This window comes from Marinobacter sp. MMG032, assembly GCF_040112695.1.
Taxonomy (GTDB): Bacteria; Pseudomonadota; Gammaproteobacteria; order Pseudomonadales; family Oleiphilaceae; genus Marinobacter; species Marinobacter salsuginis.
Map to the genome: position 1 here is coordinate 3513282 of NZ_CP157802.1, position 15225 is coordinate 3528506.

The window sequence follows — 15225 nt, forward strand, 5'->3', positions numbered from 1 at the left end:
TCCATGGCTCCGCACAGTTTTGGACAGCCCTCCCCGGCTGCCCGACCGGACTTCTGTGCGGGCCTCTAAAAAAAGAGAATCCAGTATGGATGAGACCGGGATTATTACTGCTACCCGCAAATGGGTCGAAGACGTGGTCGTTGGCTATAACCTGTGCCCGTTCGCCAAACGGGAATTGGTTCGGAACCGGGTTCGGTTTATTGTGTCGGAAGCAACAACCGAGGATGAGCTGCTGCAGGCCCTTCACTCGGAGCTTCAACGTCTGGAAGACGAACCGGAGATTGAAACCACGCTGTTGATCCATCCGGGTGTATTGCAGGGTTTCGGTCCCTACAATGAGTTTCTGGATGCGGCCGATGGTTTGTTGGCGTATCTGGATATGGAAGGCGTTTACCAGATTGCCAGTTTTCATCCGGAGTATCAGTTTGAAGGCACCGAGCCGGATGCGGCGGAGAATTACACCAATCGGTCACCGTTTCCCATGCTGCACCTTTTGAGAGAAGCCAGTCTGGAAGCGGCGATTGACAGTTATCCGGATGTGGATGGCATTCCTCAGAGAAACATTGAATTGATGGAACAACTCGGCGCGGAGAAGATGCGAGGCATTTTAAAGGCGTGTCTGGATCGATCTGCGCCAGAGCGGACTGGGGAGTGAACGGAAGGAGCGGCTGGGAGGACCCTTTCAAAACTGTGCGGAGCCAGGGATGGCGGAGCCCAAGCGTCACATGGATGTGCCGCAAGGAGCGTGTTTTGAAAGGGTCCTCCCAGCTGCTCCTGGCACGGACTTTAAGGCTGGTAGCGACGAACTCAGGTGTATCTTTTTCAGCTAAAACATAAGAGTTGGAATTAATGGGACTGCTTTTCGAGCAAATTGACAGCCAGCCTTCGGTGATCGGGGAGATCACGCTTCGCCGGCGCCGGATTCCTGCTATTGGTGACCGGGATATCTACGAGGTGAAGCTGGGCGAGGAATTCCTGATGTCCAGCATGTTCGTGGATGCTGAAGTAGCCCTCTCGGATATCGGACTTGGCGAAACCGAGGGTGACGACCTGAATGTGGTGGTCGGTGGCCTGGGCCTGGGTTACACCGCCGTGGCCGCGCTCAGGCATGAGCGGGTTGCCGAGTTGCTCGTAGTTGAGTACCTGGAGCCAGTCATCGGCTGGCATCAGCAGGAACTGGTCCCCCTGGGTAAAAACCTGAATGCCGATCCGAGGAACCGCTACGTTCATGGCAGCTTCTTCGACCTTGCGGTTACCGATCCAGAGGTTGGTGGTTTCGATCCTGAGAACCCCGGCAAACAATTCGATGCCATCCTCCTGGACATCGACCATTCACCCCGGGCGCTGCTTCACGATTCAAGCGCTAGCTTTTACACCGCCAACAATCTGCGCCTGATGGCCCGGCAGCTGAAGCCCCGGGGCGTGTTTGCCATGTGGTCGAACGAGGGCGAGGATGACGAGTTCATGGCCGTTCTCAACGAAGTGTTCACCGATGTGGCCTGCCATGTCGTATCCTTTTTCAATCCATTTCAGAACAGGGAATCGTTTAACACCGTGTATGTGGCCCGCAAGCCGGGCTGAAAACCGGAGTCTGTATGTCTTTGACCACGCACCGTAGCCGACCTTTCAGTTCCAGCCAGCGTCTGCCCGAGCCGGAGCAGCCGCCGGTGTTGCATGAGCCGGAGGAGGCCGGGGCATTGCTGGCGGAGTTTATCCATCGCTACCCCCGCTTGCTGATTCTGACCGGTGCCGGGGTCAGTACCGATTCGGGCATCCCGGATTACCGGGACGGCGATGGCGCCTGGAAGCGCAAGCAGCCGGTCCAGCACAAGGCGTTCATGGAAGACTTCTACACGCGCCAGCGCTACTGGGGCCGCAGCCTGATTGGCTGGCCGGTGATGCGCAACGCCAGGCCCAATCCCTCTCATCATTACATCTCCGATCTCGAACTGCTGAACCACAGCAGCCTGGTGGTTACCCAGAATGTCGACCGGCTTCACCAGAAGGCGGGTACCCGGGCGGTAACGGATTTGCACGGGCGGGCCGATGAGGTTGTGTGCATGAGTTGCGGCTACCGTTGCCCGCGGGATGAGGTGCACGATCGCTGCGCCGATCTGAACCCGGGCTTCCAGAAATACACGGCCGAGACAGCGCCGGACGGTGATGCCGATCTGGATGTCGATTTCGAGGATTTCCGGCTGGCGGACTGTCCGAAATGCGAGGGGATTCTTAAGCCGGATGTGGTGTTCTTCGGTGACTTCGTTCCGAAAGACCGGGTGTATTCGGCCCTGGATACGCTGAAAGCCAGTGATGGCCTTCTGGTGATCGGTTCGTCGTTGATGGTGTATTCCGGCTTCCGTTTCTGCCGGTACGCCAATGAGTGGAACAAGCCCATTGCCACCCTGAATCTTGGGCGGACACGGGCCGAGGATCTGGTGGATCTGAAACTGAATGCCCGTATCGGGGAGACCCTGGCGTCGGCCCTCACGCAACTCTGACGAAGAAGGGGTCAGATGAAAGCGTTCATCTGACCCCAATTTCACGCTGTTTACATCAGGTTGTAGATAAATACCACGGCCACCGCTACCGGCGTCACAAAACGCACGGTGATTAGCCAGAGATTGAACATGCCTGGAGACAGTGCCAGTTCCTTCTCCATGGCCTGGCGCGACATCACCCAGCCTGCAAACAGGGCCACAAGCAAACCACCCAGCGGCAGCATGATGTTGGCGGTGAAGAAGTCCAGCAGGTCGAAAATGGTCTTGCCTTCCAGCATGGGCACAAAGCCAAGCGGAGCGAAGTCGGACCAGAGGTTCAGGGACAGAATCGAGGCAATGCCCAGTCCCCAGCAGACAAAACCGGCGCCCAGCGTGCTGACGGTGCGGTTCATGCCTTTACGCTCCTCCAGCCACTCCACGATAGGCTCCAGCAGCGAGATCCCGGATGTCCAGGCGGCGAAGATCAGCAGGACAAAGAACAGGGTGCCGAACAGGGAGCCCATGGGCATCTGGCCGAAAGCCAGCGGCAGGGTCTGGAAGATCAGGCCCGGGCCGGCACCCGGCTCAAGGCCGTTGGCAAACACGATCGGGAAGATGGCCAGACCGGCCAACAGTGCCACACCGGTGTCGATGACCGACACGGTCATGGAGGTCTTGGCGATGGAAATATTCTTGGGCAGGTAGGAGCCGTAGGCCATCATTACTGCCATACCCAGGCTCAGGGTGAAGAACGCATGGCCCAGAGCTACCAGGATCCCGGACGTTGTGAGCTTGGAGAAATCCGGCTGAAACAGAAACGCCGCGGCCTGGCCAAAGTGCCCGGTGGTCATTGCATACCCCACCACAATGAGCAGGAGCACGAACAGGGCTGGCATCAGGATGCTGACCGCCCGCTCAAGACCCGAGCGAACACCCCTCACAACCACAACCATGACCAGCGCCATGAACAATGTATGCCAGGCGAGCAGGGTTGTGGGATCACTCAGCAGACCCGAGAAGATAGCGCCGACGGCGTCAGCAGTCTGGCCGGTAAGCTGGCCGCTGGCGGTTGTGCCCACGTAGGAAATGGCCCAGCCGCCAATCACCGAATAGAACGAGAGAATAAGGAAACCTGCCAGAATACCGATGGCACCGACCAGCTTCCAGGCCGGGTTGAGGCCGTCCCGTTCGGCAATCAGGCTCAGGCTCTTGACGGGGCTTCGACCGCCGCGACGACCGATCATGACTTCCGCCATCATGATGGGAATACCCACAACCGCGATGCACAGCAGATAAACCAGCACGAAGGCGCCGCCCCCGTTTTCGCCGGTCACGTAGGGAAATTTCCAGATATTGCCCAGGCCCACTGCGGAGCCGGTAGCGGCCAGAATAAAGGCCAGACGTGATGACCAGAGCCCGCGTTGGGCGTTTGAACCTTCAAGCTGCCCCGAATAGGCGGCGGAATCTGAAGAAGTGACGGACATAACTATCTCCCGAAGTATTTGTTTTTGTATCAGGGTTTAAGAGGGAAGCTGCAGCTGCCTGCAGCTTCCTGAGGGGTGCGCCGGTGTCAGCTCAGCCGGTGCGAGCCAACCGCTCGGGTGCCAGGCTGGCTCCGACGGTGTGCTTTTTGAACCGTTCTTCCGCCAGTTCGTTGGCGATCTCCCCGGTGGGGCGCCCTGAGCGATCGGAACGGTTGAAGATTTCGGTCAGGGTGTCGCCGATGGTCTCGACGTGGGCCCGAACGGTTTCCGGAGTGGCGCCAGTGCGCTCGTAGAACACATCGATGATGCCACCGGCGTTGATGGCAAAATCCGGCGCATAGAGGATGCCCCGGTCCCGCAGCATGGCATCATGCTCCGGGTGTTCCAGCAGGTTATTTGCGGCGCCGGCGACAATGCGGGCCTTCAGCTGGGGAATGCTGTGATCGTTCAGTACCGCGCCCATAGCACAGGGCGCAACCACGTCGACCGGCAGGGAAAGAATGTCCTCGGCAGCGGCCGGTCTGGCCCCTAGCTGATCCACCGCTCGTTGCATGTTGTCTTCGTGGATGTCATACACCCAGAGATCAGCGCCAGCGTCCTTGAGGTGTCTGGCCAGCCGGAAACCAACATTGCCGATGCCCTGAATGGCCACCTTCAAGCCGTTGAGGTTATCCCGTCCGAGTTTGTGTTTCACCGCTGCCTTCAGGCCAATAAAAGTCCCATAGGCAGTTGCCGGTGATGGGTCGCCGTTACTGGGATTGCCGTCGAAACCGGTCCGCGAGGCGATGCCGGCAACGTGGCCAGTGTGTCGGCCCATGATTTGGAGGTCCGGTACGCTGGTGCCTGAATCCTCTGCCGCAATGTACTGACCGCCCAGACTTTCCAGATGACGGCCCATGGCCTCCATCAGCGCTTCGGTTTTCTGTTTGCGCGGGTCGCCAATAATCACCGACTTGCCGCCACCCAGATCCAGATTGGCTAGGGCCGACTTGTAGGTCATGCCCCGTGAAAGCCGCAATACATCGCGCACCGCCTCTTCATCGGAGGCATAGGGAAACATTCGGCAGCCACCCAGTGCGGGGCCGCGGGACGTGTTATGGATAGCAACGATGGCCTTCAGGCCGGTTTCGGGATCGCAGAAAAAGGACAGATGTTCGTGGTTATCGAACTCGGGATGGCTGAATAGCATTGTGAAATCCTCTCCCACCGGCCGGATCTCGGCATGAGCGGGTATCTTGTTCTTGTCGACCGGCTTGTGGCCGGCGTTACGATTTCAGGTGTCCGCTTTTCGCTTGGGGGTTACCCATTGAAACTGCCCTTTTGGGGCTGGACGAAAAACAAACTAGCCGCATTTAACGTTAACGTCAACATGCAAAAGTGAACTATTCGGTGCGGTGGTGGTTCTTCGGTTTACAGGCTTTCCTGGAAAGTTTCGGCGTAATCACGGGTTTATCTATTCGCGCTTTCTGCTCGGATCTGGTCCATTAGTCGCAGATCTGGTGGTTTCTGCGGGAACTACCTATACGCGTTTCGGGGAAACTGGCCTAGTTTCCCCTGATGTCTGTCGCTTCCTATTCTTATCAGCTTCAGCCGGCCCGGGTGCGGGTGGAGTTTTTCCGGCTACTTCCCATCTCCTTGTTTGTGGTGGCGTTCGGCGCTGCCTTTGGGCTGGCCGCTACCCAGAAAGGTCTTGAACCACTTCAGGCCGTGCTGATGAGTGCCACGGTCTTTGCCGGGGCCTCCCAGTTTGCCGCCGTCGATATGTGGGGCGCTCAAGTCTCTGTCCTCCCAATGATTGCCGTGGTCTTCGCCATTAACTCCCGCCACCTGCTGATGGGCGCTTCCCTGTACCCGATGCTCCGAGATGTATCGCCTGGCAAGCGCTACGGCCTTTTGCTGCTGCTGACAGACGCCAACTGGGCGGTGTCTGCCCAGGAATACCAGAGCGGCCGGCGCAACCTGGAGGTCATTCTGGGAGGCGGCCTGGCTTTGTGGCTGGCCTGGATTATCGGTACTGGCCTGGGCGTCTACTTTGGTGGGCTGCTACAGAATCCCAAGGCCCTCGGGCTGGATATGGTGCTGGGCTGCTTCCTGCTGGCCATGGCCCTCGGCGGCAAGAAATCATCCAGGGTGCTCGTGGCCTGGACAGTGGCCGCAGTAGCATCACTGGCGGCCTGGAAATGGCTGCCGCCCAATACCCATGTGGTGGTGGGTGCGCTTGCAGGGGGCGCGATCGGGTTTTTCTGGCTGGAGCAAAAACCTGCAGACACCCAGCGGCAGCCGGATATTGAGGAGGCGAGTGATGGCCATTGAAACCACCACGGCCGGGATACTCCTGCTGATCGCGATCATGACAGTGGTCACGCTGGCGACCCGTTTCGGCGGTGCTTTCGTCATGTCGTTCGTAAAGATCAATCCCCGCATTGAGAGCTTTATCAACACCATGGCCAGCTCGGTTCTGATTGCCATCATTGTGCCCATGGCTTTCAGCGGCGACCTTGGGGCAGTGGCAGCCCTGATTGTCACTGCGGTGATCATGCTGGCCCTGCGCAAGCCGCTGCCGGCGATAGCGGCTGGCATCGCCGCTGCCGGTATTGTGCGCTATCTGAACTGAACGCCCGAACCTGAGGCGATCAAAAACTGCTCAAGTCTGGTGCCGCCCGGCCGATATACCTGTGTAGTGACCACAGGTACCCGAAGCCATGATTTCCTCCAGCCAGATTTCGCTTTTCCAGGACAGTTCCCGCCAGGTATCGGCTTTCGACAGCACCCAGCTGCGCATCAACCGGCAAGCGCCAGCGCCCCGGGCTAATGAAAATGCGGTGGGCTCTGAACTGACGCTCATGCGCCAGGCTGCCTACCGTTACAGCAGCCAGGAGCAGCTCGCGTTCAGTGGAAGCAGCACCGTGACGGGTGACGGTCAGCAGAGCGTTTTCACCAGTGCACAGCTGGCGAGAAAACCTCAGAGCTGTTCCTGATGGGCCAGCAGGCGCTGAGCGTAAGCCGTGCGGCTCTGGGCGGTGATGCTGGCGTCGAGGGTCGTGTCAGCCTTTCGGTTTCCGCCGGGCGCTACATGTTCTACTCGGAGAGCGAATCCAGAAGCTTTGCCTCTACCGGCACCATCAGCCTGGAGAATGGCGAAACCATTGATTTCACGCTCTCCCTACGGCAGTCGCAGTCTCGCACTTACGAGTATTCCGAGCTGGTCCAAATCCAGGAACGGCCGCTCACCGATCCTCTGGTGATTAACTTTGGCAATGCCACCGCGCGCCTGACCGACACGCTGTTCGAATTCGATCTGAACGGCGACGGAGAAACCGGCCAGTTCGCCACCCTGGGCAGTGGCAGCGGCTATCTGGTGCTGGATCGCAACGGCAACGGAAAGGTGGACGACGGCACTGAACTGTTTGGCCCCCAGAGCGGCTCCGGCTTCAGTGAGCTGGCTCGATTCGATGACGATGGCAACCGCTGGATTGATGCCAATGATGAGATCTTCAAATCGCTGTCCGTTTGGGTTCAGACCGCCGATGGTTCAGAGGCTCTGAGGTCCCTGGAGGAGGTAGGAGTTCAGGCCCTCTACGTGGATAGCGTGGACGACCGATTCACTCTGGCGAACAGTCAGGGCGTGCCCCTGGGCCAGATCAAGGGTTCCGGTATTTACCTGACGACCGACGGCGAAGTCCGCACCCTGGAAGAAATCGATCTTGCAGAGCAGAATACCGCCGACGCGCCGGCCGCGGAGACCGTACTGAGCTCTGACCGCGGCTCACCAGATCGCGGCGGTAACGGCCTGGTTGAGGCTCGGGTGGAGGCTATCCGCTCGGCACTGGAGAAGCTGAACGAAATCCGCGAAAAGCAAAAAGCGTTTATCGAAGAGTCCAAAGACGCGGGCAAGCCCGAATCACCGCTTGATGACTACCTGAAGCTCATCGAAAAAATGCGGCTGGAAATGCTGAACAGCCAGGATGAGAAGAAGCAGGCTGCGAGTCGGTATCTGGAGTTTGCCAGCCTATGACTTCCGGATCTGGAGTATGAAACAGGCGGGCAGGGGTTCCCAAAAAACGCTGTAAATACTTCCCTGTTGGCTTGGCTCCGCCATCCCTGGCTCCGCACATTTTTGGGAACCCCTGCCCGCCTGTTTCCCGTGCCTAGGGACTGACTTCTGGCATTGGGTTGGTATTTCTGAGTGCCAGTTCCCCAATGCCGGGTAGCTTGACTCCGAGTGCCAACGGGTTAATCCCGAAAGAAAGACCCAAAAGGTTCAGTTCCAGCCCTTCGCGGACACCTGCCAACACGCCAAAATACCCGCCCAGCGAAACCTGGTAACCAGCGCCACCCGGAACCTCTGCGAACACCCGATCGCCCAGGTAGTCCTTGCCAATAGCGTGGTTGGGCAAAGCGACATCAAGTCCAGGAACCTCCCGTATCACCCAGGCCACGAAGGTATTGCTGTTGGGGCCCGGCCAGGCTTCGTATTCGGTCGGGTAGGGGTAGGATTCCACTGCCCGGTAGATGTCGGGAATAAGCTTTTCTGCCTCTTCTCCGCGGATATCAGCATAGAGTTCCGGTTTCGCACCATACCAGTGTCTGTCGGGTTCGCCCGGGCGGGAATTGACCACGTAGCTGCGCCAGCCAGTAACCTCATGAACCCGGTAGTGGCTGGCGCCTTTTTCCTTTGTGGCTATCCAGGTATGGACTGCAAAGTAGCCTCGCCAGCTCCAGGCCCGGGCCCCGTAGACCTGGACGATGGCCTCGTCGGCCTGTTCTGGCAGGGGCGCAATGCGGGCGCTTTCCCGGGTGGCTGTCTGCCAGCTCTCCGCTCCCTGCAAGCTGCCGCTGGTGGCCAGCAGGATTGGGCCGGAAAGCAGCAGGAGCACCGCACCGACAAACCAGCTGGTGTATTTCAGAAATCGTTTCATGAATCCAATCCAGAACGTGAGGGTATCCGGGACTCGTCGGGGCTCAGAAAGTTCCGGATGGCGTTATTCATTGTAGTGAACAAATACGTCCTTCGTCTTGTTGCGGATGAGGACTGTGCCGGGCTGTAGTTTGCTGGCATCAGGCTTGTCTTCTAGGCTGAAAACTACAAGCTGCGATTTTAAGGAGGGTTCCATGTCTGACCATCATGTGTACAAAAAAGTGGAAATTGTCGGGTCTTCCAAGAAGAGCATTGAAGACGCCATCGAGAACGCACTGGAGGAGTGCGGCAAAAGTGTTCGCAACATGGAGTGGTTTGAGGTAACCGAGACCCGCGGCCACATCGTCGATGGCAAGGTCGGCCATTATCAGGTGGTTATGAAAGTAGGGTTTCGTATCGCTGACAGCTAAGGCTGGCGGGTCCTCAGCTGCTTCGAATGGTCCGGTGCCGGATAGACGAAACCAACTGGTTCATCAGTTCCCGGGCTTCGCCCTCATGCAGGCTGTGACATTTTTCCTGCAATACCCGGCGGTCGTGGTTGGATGAGGCGCTGGTGACGTCCTTGAGCAGATCCAGATACTGGCAGGCAGCCAGGTGGGCCTTTATTTCCGCATCGATCAGCCGGGTAACCAGTTCATCAACGGATTCGGTGCAGAACGGACGGTTCCGGTTCAACAGGTTGCGGGCCTCCAGGGCAGCATTGCGGGCTTCCAGTCTGAGTTCGCCGGCGGCCTCGCCCGCTTCAACCGCCCTCAGGAACATGCCCAGGCGTTCATGAAGATGCCATACCTGGGGCCATATCTTGCTGTAGGCTTCCACTTCTGTGTGATAACGGGCTTCTTCAACCGGCGAGCCTGACGCTCCGTTGCCGGCCTCCCCGGGACGATTGAACTGCGCGACTCTTATATCGTCCACTTCCCGCCATAGGGTGTCCGAGCGCTCACGCAGCGCTGTCAGTTGCTCTTGGTATCGGCGTCTTGCCCCTGAACCCAAAAACAGGGCAATGAGCGCCAGGCCCAGCGCTCCGGCGGCAAGAAGGAGCGGCAGGCCACCTGCCGATACCGTGCTCCAAAATGGGTCTGCATCCATAATATCTGACCCCTGCGCAAATCCTGTCTGGGTCTTTCAGTATAGAAGTTAATCCTGCGTCTGCTGTCGAAAGGGTAGGACAGATTGTGCGTCTTTGAAGTAACCGAGGACGTGTTCGGCTTCTTCATGGGTGAAGTTTTCTATCGCCTCGCGGAAGCCGGGGTGAAGGATTCCGTGCCAGGAATGGGTAATCACCGGTTCAAAGCCGCGCACCAGTTTATGCTCGCCCTGGGCGCCGGCGTCAATGTGGCTGAGCCCCAGCTCCATGGCCAGCTCGATGCCCTGGTAATAGCAGGTTTCGAAGTGCAGGTGGTTGTATTCGTCCAGGCACCCCCAGTAACGCCCGTACAGGGTGGTTTTGCCTGCCAGGAACAGCGCCCCGGCAATCATTTCACCTTCGCGCTGGGCGATCACGAGGTGTACATGTTCGGGTAACTGTTCCCGAAGCAGCTCAAAGAAGCGCTTGTTGAGGTACGGCCGCTGGCCACGTTTCAGGTAGGTAGCCTGGTAAAACACATAGAAGGCAGACAGCACATGCTCGGGAATATCCCGGCCGTGGAAACGGGCAAAGGAAATGCCCTGTTCAGCAACCTGGCGACGTTCCTTGCGTATGGATTTTCGCTTGCGGGACGTCAGAGCTGCCAGGAAATCCTCGAAGTTCCCGTAACCGTGGTTGTGCCAGTGGAACTGGCATCCAATGCGGTGTAGCTCCTGGTCGTGCTGGAGCAGTTTCTGGTCCTCGCTGTCCGGAAAGAGAAGGTGCCAGGAGTGGGCGCCCAGTTTGTCGGTCAGCGTGTCCAGCAGATCATGAATCTGCTCGGGCGTCAGTTGTTCCCGCAGGTCCGGGGCCAGCAACAGTCGGGGCCCGGCAGAAGGCGTAAACGGGATGGCGATCAGCAATTTCGGATAGTACGCAAGGCCATGTCGCTGATAGGCATCGGCCCAGGCCCAATCGAAAACATATTCCCCCATGGAGTGGCTTTTCAGGAAAGCCGGTGCCAGGCCTACGATTTTGTCGTCCGACTTGAACACAAGGTGGCTGGGAGACCAACCGGTGGCTTCGGACGTGCAGCCGGAGGCTTCGAGAGCCTGGAAAAACTCGTAGCGAAGAAAAGGGTTGGTGCAGCCCGCCAGTCGTTCCCACTCTCGTGCGGGAATGTCATTGAGGCTGGCGCAGGTTTCCAGGGTAAGAGTCGCTTGTCCGGATTCTGGCATGGTGCGGGAAAACTCCTGTGTGTACCCGTTACCATACGTCAGAACATGGCTTTTGATCACCCTCGGCGGCCCTCCGGAACCTCGTCTGTGACTGTGTAAAGGTTCTGCAAAGCGGGCAGGGCCAGCCCGGCACTATACCCCGAGCGTGTTAGACTTCATCCAGCTATGGTGGCCGGCACGACAGTTGGAGAGGCAAGATGCAGAACAGGGTGTTACTGGTCGAAGACGATGATGAATTACGGCAACTGCTCGCACGTTACCTGACCAATCAGGGGTTCACCGTTCGCGAGGCGGCAAACGGGCGGGACGGACTCGCCCTGGCGCTTGGCCAGGACTGCGATATTGTCGTGCTCGACATCATGTTGCCCGACATCAGTGGTCTTGAGGTGTTGCGGGAATTGAGGGCAGAGACGCATCTGCCGGTTGTGCTGCTGACTGCCCGAGGCGATGAAACCGATCGGATTGTGGGTTTTGAAGTCGGTGCTGATGATTACATTCCCAAGCCCTGCAACCCTCGCGAGCTGGTGGCCCGGCTGCAGGCACTGTTGCGGCGGATTGCCTGGGACCAGAAAACCGAAGTCAATGCGGCCCGGACCTATGGCGATCTGAGAGTCGAGCCCGGCCATCGCCGGATTTATCAGAACGATGTAGCCATGGAACTGACCGCCACCGAATACGAGGTTCTCCAGGTCCTTCTGGCCCATGCCGGCAGCGTCGTACGCAAAACGGACCTGATGCAATGGGCCCTGGGACGCCGGCTCGAGGCCTACGACCGAACTCTGGATATGCACATCAGTAACCTTCGCAAAAAGCTGGGCAACGACGATCCGCCCCGGATTGAGACCGTTCGGGGGCTGGGTTACAGCTATCGGGTGCCGGAATGAAGCAGCGGCCCATGTTCCCGCTGTTCTGGCGGATCTTCCTCTCCATCTGGCTGGCCATGGCGGTCACCGTGGTGGCCAGTAACCTGGCAACCAGAATGCTCCTGGATCGCGAACGGGAAGCGATCGAGCGGCAGGCAGGGCTCAGGGACCTGGCCGAGGAGGCAATCGCTATCCGTGAGGCTGGTGATCGAAGCGCTGCCTGGCGTTTTCTGAGGGACGAGGGCGAGCGTCTTGAACTGTTTCTGGTGCTGCTGGAGCAGGATGAAAATGATGGCAAGCTGCCTTCGTTCATTCGCGACCGAATGAAATCCGGCTGGTACCCGCAGAAACCGGCGGTTCTGGATGTGGGCGGTGATTACCGCCTGGTGGCCTGGCCGCGGGTGCAGGGCGCCGGCTGGCTCAACCCCAGGTTCTTCCGGGCTATCGAGCTGGGTCTGGCTCTATTGATGATTTCCCTGGCGTGCTGGTGGATTGCCCGCATGGTATCAAGACCGCTGCGGCATATGGAAACCACCGCCCGCGCGATTGCGGGAGGGGACAATTCACTCAGGGTCAGCGACAAGATCGCGCAACGCAGGGATGAGGTAGGGCAACTGGCAACAGCCTTCAATGCCATGACAGAGCAGCTTTGCAGTCTCCTGGATCGCCAGAAACACTTGCTTCGGGATATTTCCCACGATCTGCGAACGCCGCTCACCCGCCAGCGTATTGCCATTGAACTGGCGAACGAAGCCGGCGCAGACGAAGAGCTCATGGCGAGTATTCTGCGCCAGAACGAGCGGCTCGAAACCATGACCGGGCAGATACTGACGCTGTACCGGGTTACGGAGGCCGGCGGCAATATTGAGCGCGAGCCCCTCCGGCTGGTACATGTAGTCAATCAGGTGCTCACGGATGCGGCCGATTATGCCGAACACCAGGGGGTGGACTGCAAGCTCGTGGTGTCGCCTGAAAGCTCGCGGGCATCGGTATTGGGTGATGAGGGGCTTCTGCAGCGAGCAATCGACAACATCCTTCAAAACGCCCTTGATCACACACCACCAGGCAGAGCTGTTCACTTGGCGGTCACGGTGGCCGATGATTTGTTGACTCTGACGGTTGATGACGAAGGGCCAGGCGTAGCGGATGAGATGATTGGTCAGCTTTTTGAGCCGTTCTTCCGGGCGGACAAGTCCCGCGGCGGTAAGGGATGGGGCCTGGGCCTGGCCATCGCCAGAGACATTGTTGCTGCCCACGATGGAACGATCGCGGCAGCGGCGGGCGAGCATGGAGGCTTAAGGGTGACGCTTCGCCTTCCTGTGTTTTTCGGCGGTGGCTGATTCTGGCTCCGGATCGGAGGGCTTGAGTTTCTCCGCGCCGGAAAAGTCGATACCCTCCTGCAACTCGTCCTCGTCAAAGCGAATTCCGCACGCTGCTTTGCGGATTCTTGCGGGTTTGGCAGTGCCCGGGTTGTTGTATTCGTCTTCAGAGGCCATAGGTCGGTGTCCATGAAAAAAGATTACCCCGTTCCGGCAGGATACCTTGAGCGTGAAACGGAAGTGAAGAAAAGCCGGTTCATTGCCCGGGTAGCGCCCGTGAGTTCCCGGGAGGAGGTGAAAGACTGGCTGGAGCAGGCACACCAGGACCACCCGGACGCCCGCCATATCTGCTGGGCCTACCAGATCGGCCGCCCCGGTTCTGCCGCTGAGGCCGCCATGAACGACGATGGCGAACCCTCTGGAACCGCCGGGAAGCCGATTCTCAACGTGATTCAGCACAAGGATATGGGCGATGTCCTGGTGATGGTTATCCGGTACTTCGGCGGGATCAAGCTGGGTGCCGGCGGACTGGTGCGGGCCTATGCCGGGGCGGCAGAGAGCGTGCTGTCAGCGGTTGACCGGGTGGTGCAAACACCCATGACGGACGCGCTGGTTTCCCTGTCCTTCGCCGATGAACAGCCCCTGCGACACTGGTGCGACGTTAACGGTGCATCGGTGGAGTCTGTTGATTATGGCGCGTCCGTTCGCGCCCGGGTTCTGGTTCCGGAGGACCAACTGGCAGCGTTCGGGGCTTTCTGCGATGCCCAGAAGCTGGATTACAGTTTTGAAAGGTGATGGATCCCGGGGGCATCGTACCGCGTCCGCTAAGCGTATACTGTTGAAAAAGCGAATTCTCAACCGAGGGCAGAAATCATGATGCGTTTTCTGATGTTGGCGCTTGTCACACTGGCCATGACCGGTTGCGCCAGCAATGTGGTGACCGACTACAACTCGTCTGTGGTTTTTGGGAATTATTCATCCTGGGCGTTTGCCAGTGGTACGAACGAGTCGTCATTCACCTCGCTCGACGGCACACGGGTACGCAGTGCAGTTGAGAGGGAGCTGAATCGCAAAGCGTTGCGACAGGTGCCTGAGGCAGAAGCGGATTTGCTTGTAAGCTGGCAGATTGTGCCGGAAGAGAGGCTCGAACAGACTGGCCTGGGCCTCGGGTTTGGCTTTGGTAGCGGAAATTTCGGCTGGGCCTTGTCCGCGCCGCCACCGGTGCGTGAAATTGAAGAGGGCAAGCTGGTGGTCGAACTGGCGGACAGCAAGTCGAAGGAAGTTGTCTGGCGCGCAGCCAGTCGCCGCTACCTCAATGAAAACCAGTCACCCGAGACCCGCAGGGAGCTGATCGACGAGGTCGTGGCTGAAATGTTTACCAAGTATCCCCCCGGTCTTGATTGAAAGACCGGGCAAGACCGGAATGGCACGGAGACGGAATGAAGAAGCGATCTGAGGGCGGCCTGGTTTTCTCGACAGAACAGGGGCGCATGTGCCCCGATTGCCGTAACCCGGTGAACGAGTGCATCTGCGCTGCAGCGTCGCGGCCGGCCGGCGACGGCATTGTCCGGGTGAGCCGGGAAACCAAGGGCCGCAAAGGCAAGGGTGTCACCTTGATTACCGGCATTCCACTGGATGACAAGGAGCTGAAGGCTTACGCCAAGGTGTTGAAAGCCAAATGCGGCACCGGTGGTACGGTAAAAGACGGCGTAGTCGAGATTCAGGGCGACCAGCGGGACCTCCTGGTTCCACTTCTCGAACAGAAAGGGTGGACCGTCAAGCGCTCCGGTGGCTGATGGTATAACACGCAATTCCTTTATGCTCACGTTACAATAGACCCTGCGAAGAACGAATCCCGAG

19 protein-coding genes are annotated in these 15225 nt (G+C 58.7%); 13 read left to right on the top strand and 6 right to left on the bottom strand.

Annotated elements, in window-relative coordinates:
• The first annotated feature begins 85 nt into the window (after window positions 1-85).
• The 3 genes from ABNF92_RS16195 (at window position 86) to ABNF92_RS16205 (ending at window position 2498) form a co-directional block, all read left to right on the top strand.
• A complete protein-coding gene (locus ABNF92_RS16195; RefSeq protein WP_349342726.1) occupies window positions 86-655 on the top strand; it encodes a DUF1415 domain-containing protein in 570 nt (189 codons plus the stop codon).
• Window positions 656-849: 194 nt separating this feature from the next.
• Window positions 850-1581, top strand: coding sequence for a spermidine synthase (locus ABNF92_RS16200; RefSeq protein ID WP_153633781.1), 732 nt, complete (start codon window positions 850-852; stop codon window positions 1579-1581).
• 14 nt (window positions 1582-1595) lie between these two features.
• A complete protein-coding gene (locus ABNF92_RS16205) occupies window positions 1596-2498 on the top strand; it encodes an NAD-dependent protein deacetylase (RefSeq protein WP_069182934.1) in 903 nt (300 codons plus the stop codon).
• A gap of 50 nt (window positions 2499-2548) precedes the next feature.
• Here ABNF92_RS16205 and ABNF92_RS16210 read toward each other — a convergent pair whose 3' ends face one another.
• Both ABNF92_RS16210 and ABNF92_RS16215 read right to left on the bottom strand, forming a co-directional pair.
• Window positions 2549-3961, bottom strand: a complete 1413-nt coding sequence (locus tag ABNF92_RS16210; protein WP_349342727.1) for a sodium-dependent transporter — start codon at window positions 3959-3961, stop codon at window positions 2549-2551.
• Between the two features lie 91 nt (window positions 3962-4052).
• A complete protein-coding gene (locus ABNF92_RS16215; RefSeq protein WP_349342728.1) occupies window positions 4053-5150 on the bottom strand; it encodes a Glu/Leu/Phe/Val dehydrogenase in 1098 nt (365 codons plus the stop codon).
• 368 nt (window positions 5151-5518) lie between these two features.
• On the opposite strand from ABNF92_RS16215, the gene ABNF92_RS16220 reads away from it, so the two are divergent.
• The 4 genes from ABNF92_RS16220 (at window position 5519) to ABNF92_RS16235 (ending at window position 7976) form a co-directional block, all read left to right on the top strand.
• On the top strand, window positions 5519-6274 hold the full coding sequence (locus ABNF92_RS16220; protein WP_136629213.1) for an AzlC family ABC transporter permease: 756 nt from the start codon (window positions 5519-5521) through the stop codon (window positions 6272-6274).
• Window positions 6264-6575 (top strand): AzlD domain-containing protein, encoded by a 312-nt coding sequence (locus ABNF92_RS16225; protein WP_136629212.1) that lies wholly within the window; start codon window positions 6264-6266, stop codon window positions 6573-6575. Before ABNF92_RS16220 ends, ABNF92_RS16225 begins: the two co-directional genes overlap by 11 nt.
• 88 nt (window positions 6576-6663) lie before the next feature.
• Window positions 6664-6939 carry a hypothetical protein gene (locus ABNF92_RS16230; RefSeq protein WP_349342729.1) on the top strand — a complete coding sequence of 92 codons (276 nt, stop codon included), beginning with the start codon at window positions 6664-6666 and terminating at the stop codon, window positions 6937-6939.
• A complete protein-coding gene (locus ABNF92_RS16235; RefSeq protein WP_349342730.1) occupies window positions 6939-7976 on the top strand; it encodes a hypothetical protein in 1038 nt (345 codons plus the stop codon). The genes ABNF92_RS16230 and ABNF92_RS16235 overlap by 1 nt, the downstream gene beginning before the upstream one ends.
• A 133-nt stretch (window positions 7977-8109) precedes the next feature.
• Here the strand turns inward: ABNF92_RS16235 and ABNF92_RS16240 are convergent, their stop codons facing one another.
• On the bottom strand, window positions 8110-8880 hold the full coding sequence (locus ABNF92_RS16240; RefSeq protein ID WP_349342731.1) for a DUF3750 domain-containing protein: 771 nt from the start codon (window positions 8878-8880) through the stop codon (window positions 8110-8112).
• Window positions 8881-9073: 193 nt separating this feature from the next.
• Here ABNF92_RS16240 and ABNF92_RS16245 point away from each other — a divergent pair, with 193 nt between their 5' ends.
• A complete protein-coding gene (locus tag ABNF92_RS16245; protein WP_069182941.1) occupies window positions 9074-9289 on the top strand; it encodes a dodecin in 216 nt (71 codons plus the stop codon).
• A 13-nt stretch (window positions 9290-9302) separates the two neighbouring features.
• On the opposite strand, the gene ABNF92_RS16250 is transcribed toward ABNF92_RS16245, so the two are convergent.
• Both ABNF92_RS16250 and ABNF92_RS16255 read right to left on the bottom strand, forming a co-directional pair.
• Complete coding sequence (locus ABNF92_RS16250; protein ID WP_349342732.1) at window positions 9303-9968, bottom strand: hypothetical protein; 666 nt, start codon at window positions 9966-9968, stop codon at window positions 9303-9305.
• A 48-nt stretch (window positions 9969-10016) separates the two neighbouring features.
• Window positions 10017-11183 (bottom strand): GNAT family N-acetyltransferase, encoded by a 1167-nt coding sequence (locus tag ABNF92_RS16255; protein WP_349342733.1) that lies wholly within the window; start codon window positions 11181-11183, stop codon window positions 10017-10019.
• Window positions 11184-11380: 197 nt separating this feature from the next.
• Between ABNF92_RS16255 and ABNF92_RS16260 the strand changes: the two genes are divergently transcribed.
• Window positions 11381-12067, top strand: coding sequence for a response regulator transcription factor (locus ABNF92_RS16260; RefSeq protein WP_069182944.1), 687 nt, complete (start codon window positions 11381-11383; stop codon window positions 12065-12067).
• A complete protein-coding gene (locus ABNF92_RS16265) occupies window positions 12064-13386 on the top strand; it encodes a HAMP domain-containing sensor histidine kinase (protein ID WP_069182945.1) in 1323 nt (440 codons plus the stop codon). Before ABNF92_RS16260 ends, ABNF92_RS16265 begins: the two co-directional genes overlap by 4 nt.
• Here ABNF92_RS16265 and ABNF92_RS16270 read toward each other — a convergent pair.
• Window positions 13342-13542 (bottom strand): hypothetical protein, encoded by a 201-nt coding sequence (locus ABNF92_RS16270; protein ID WP_083231763.1) that lies wholly within the window; start codon window positions 13540-13542, stop codon window positions 13342-13344. The genes ABNF92_RS16265 and ABNF92_RS16270 overlap by 45 nt on opposite strands.
• A 12-nt stretch (window positions 13543-13554) precedes the next feature.
• On the opposite strand from ABNF92_RS16270, the gene ABNF92_RS16275 reads away from it, so the two are divergent.
• The 3 genes from ABNF92_RS16275 to ABNF92_RS16285 all read left to right on the top strand — a co-directional run bounded on the left by ABNF92_RS16275 (window position 13555) and on the right by ABNF92_RS16285 (window position 15161).
• Window positions 13555-14160 carry a YigZ family protein gene (locus ABNF92_RS16275; RefSeq protein WP_153633775.1) on the top strand — a complete coding sequence of 202 codons (606 nt, stop codon included), beginning with the start codon at window positions 13555-13557 and terminating at the stop codon, window positions 14158-14160.
• A gap of 81 nt (window positions 14161-14241) precedes the next feature.
• The gene (locus tag ABNF92_RS16280) at window positions 14242-14769 is read left to right on the top strand and encodes a DUF4136 domain-containing protein (RefSeq protein ID WP_174805033.1); all 528 of its coding nucleotides are present in this window, start codon (window positions 14242-14244) and stop codon (window positions 14767-14769) included.
• A 35-nt stretch (window positions 14770-14804) separates the two neighbouring features.
• On the top strand, window positions 14805-15161 hold the full coding sequence (locus ABNF92_RS16285; protein ID WP_349342734.1) for a translation initiation factor Sui1: 357 nt from the start codon (window positions 14805-14807) through the stop codon (window positions 15159-15161).
• The last annotated feature ends 64 nt before the right edge of the window (window positions 15162-15225 follow it).

Coding starts and splice junctions, on each gene's coding strand:
- ABNF92_RS16210 (WP_349342727.1), bottom strand. CDS start 3,961: ATGTCCGTCACTTCTTCAGATTCCGCCGCCTATTCGGGGCAGCTTGAA.
- ABNF92_RS16215 (WP_349342728.1), bottom strand. CDS start 5,150: ATGCTATTCAGCCATCCCGAGTTCGATAACCACGAACATCTGTCCTTT.
- ABNF92_RS16280 (WP_174805033.1), top strand. CDS start 14,242: ATGCGTTTTCTGATGTTGGCGCTTGTCACACTGGCCATGACCGGTTGC.
- ABNF92_RS16220 (WP_136629213.1), top strand. CDS start 5,519: ATGTCTGTCGCTTCCTATTCTTATCAGCTTCAGCCGGCCCGGGTGCGG.
- ABNF92_RS16240 (WP_349342731.1), bottom strand. CDS start 8,880: ATGAAACGATTTCTGAAATACACCAGCTGGTTTGTCGGTGCGGTGCTC.
- ABNF92_RS16230 (WP_349342729.1), top strand. CDS start 6,664: ATGATTTCCTCCAGCCAGATTTCGCTTTTCCAGGACAGTTCCCGCCAG.
- ABNF92_RS16235 (WP_349342730.1), top strand. CDS start 6,939: ATGGGCCAGCAGGCGCTGAGCGTAAGCCGTGCGGCTCTGGGCGGTGAT.
- ABNF92_RS16285 (WP_349342734.1), top strand. CDS start 14,805: ATGAAGAAGCGATCTGAGGGCGGCCTGGTTTTCTCGACAGAACAGGGG.
- ABNF92_RS16195 (WP_349342726.1), top strand. CDS start 86: ATGGATGAGACCGGGATTATTACTGCTACCCGCAAATGGGTCGAAGAC.
- ABNF92_RS16245 (WP_069182941.1), top strand. CDS start 9,074: ATGTCTGACCATCATGTGTACAAAAAAGTGGAAATTGTCGGGTCTTCC.
- ABNF92_RS16260 (WP_069182944.1), top strand. CDS start 11,381: ATGCAGAACAGGGTGTTACTGGTCGAAGACGATGATGAATTACGGCAA.
- ABNF92_RS16250 (WP_349342732.1), bottom strand. CDS start 9,968: ATGGATGCAGACCCATTTTGGAGCACGGTATCGGCAGGTGGCCTGCCG.
- ABNF92_RS16205 (WP_069182934.1), top strand. CDS start 1,596: ATGTCTTTGACCACGCACCGTAGCCGACCTTTCAGTTCCAGCCAGCGT.
- ABNF92_RS16275 (WP_153633775.1), top strand. CDS start 13,555: ATGAAAAAAGATTACCCCGTTCCGGCAGGATACCTTGAGCGTGAAACG.
- ABNF92_RS16200 (WP_153633781.1), top strand. CDS start 850: ATGGGACTGCTTTTCGAGCAAATTGACAGCCAGCCTTCGGTGATCGGG.
- ABNF92_RS16265 (WP_069182945.1), top strand. CDS start 12,064: ATGAAGCAGCGGCCCATGTTCCCGCTGTTCTGGCGGATCTTCCTCTCC.
- ABNF92_RS16255 (WP_349342733.1), bottom strand. CDS start 11,183: ATGCCAGAATCCGGACAAGCGACTCTTACCCTGGAAACCTGCGCCAGC.
- ABNF92_RS16270 (WP_083231763.1), bottom strand. CDS start 13,542: ATGGCCTCTGAAGACGAATACAACAACCCGGGCACTGCCAAACCCGCA.
- ABNF92_RS16225 (WP_136629212.1), top strand. CDS start 6,264: ATGGCCATTGAAACCACCACGGCCGGGATACTCCTGCTGATCGCGATC.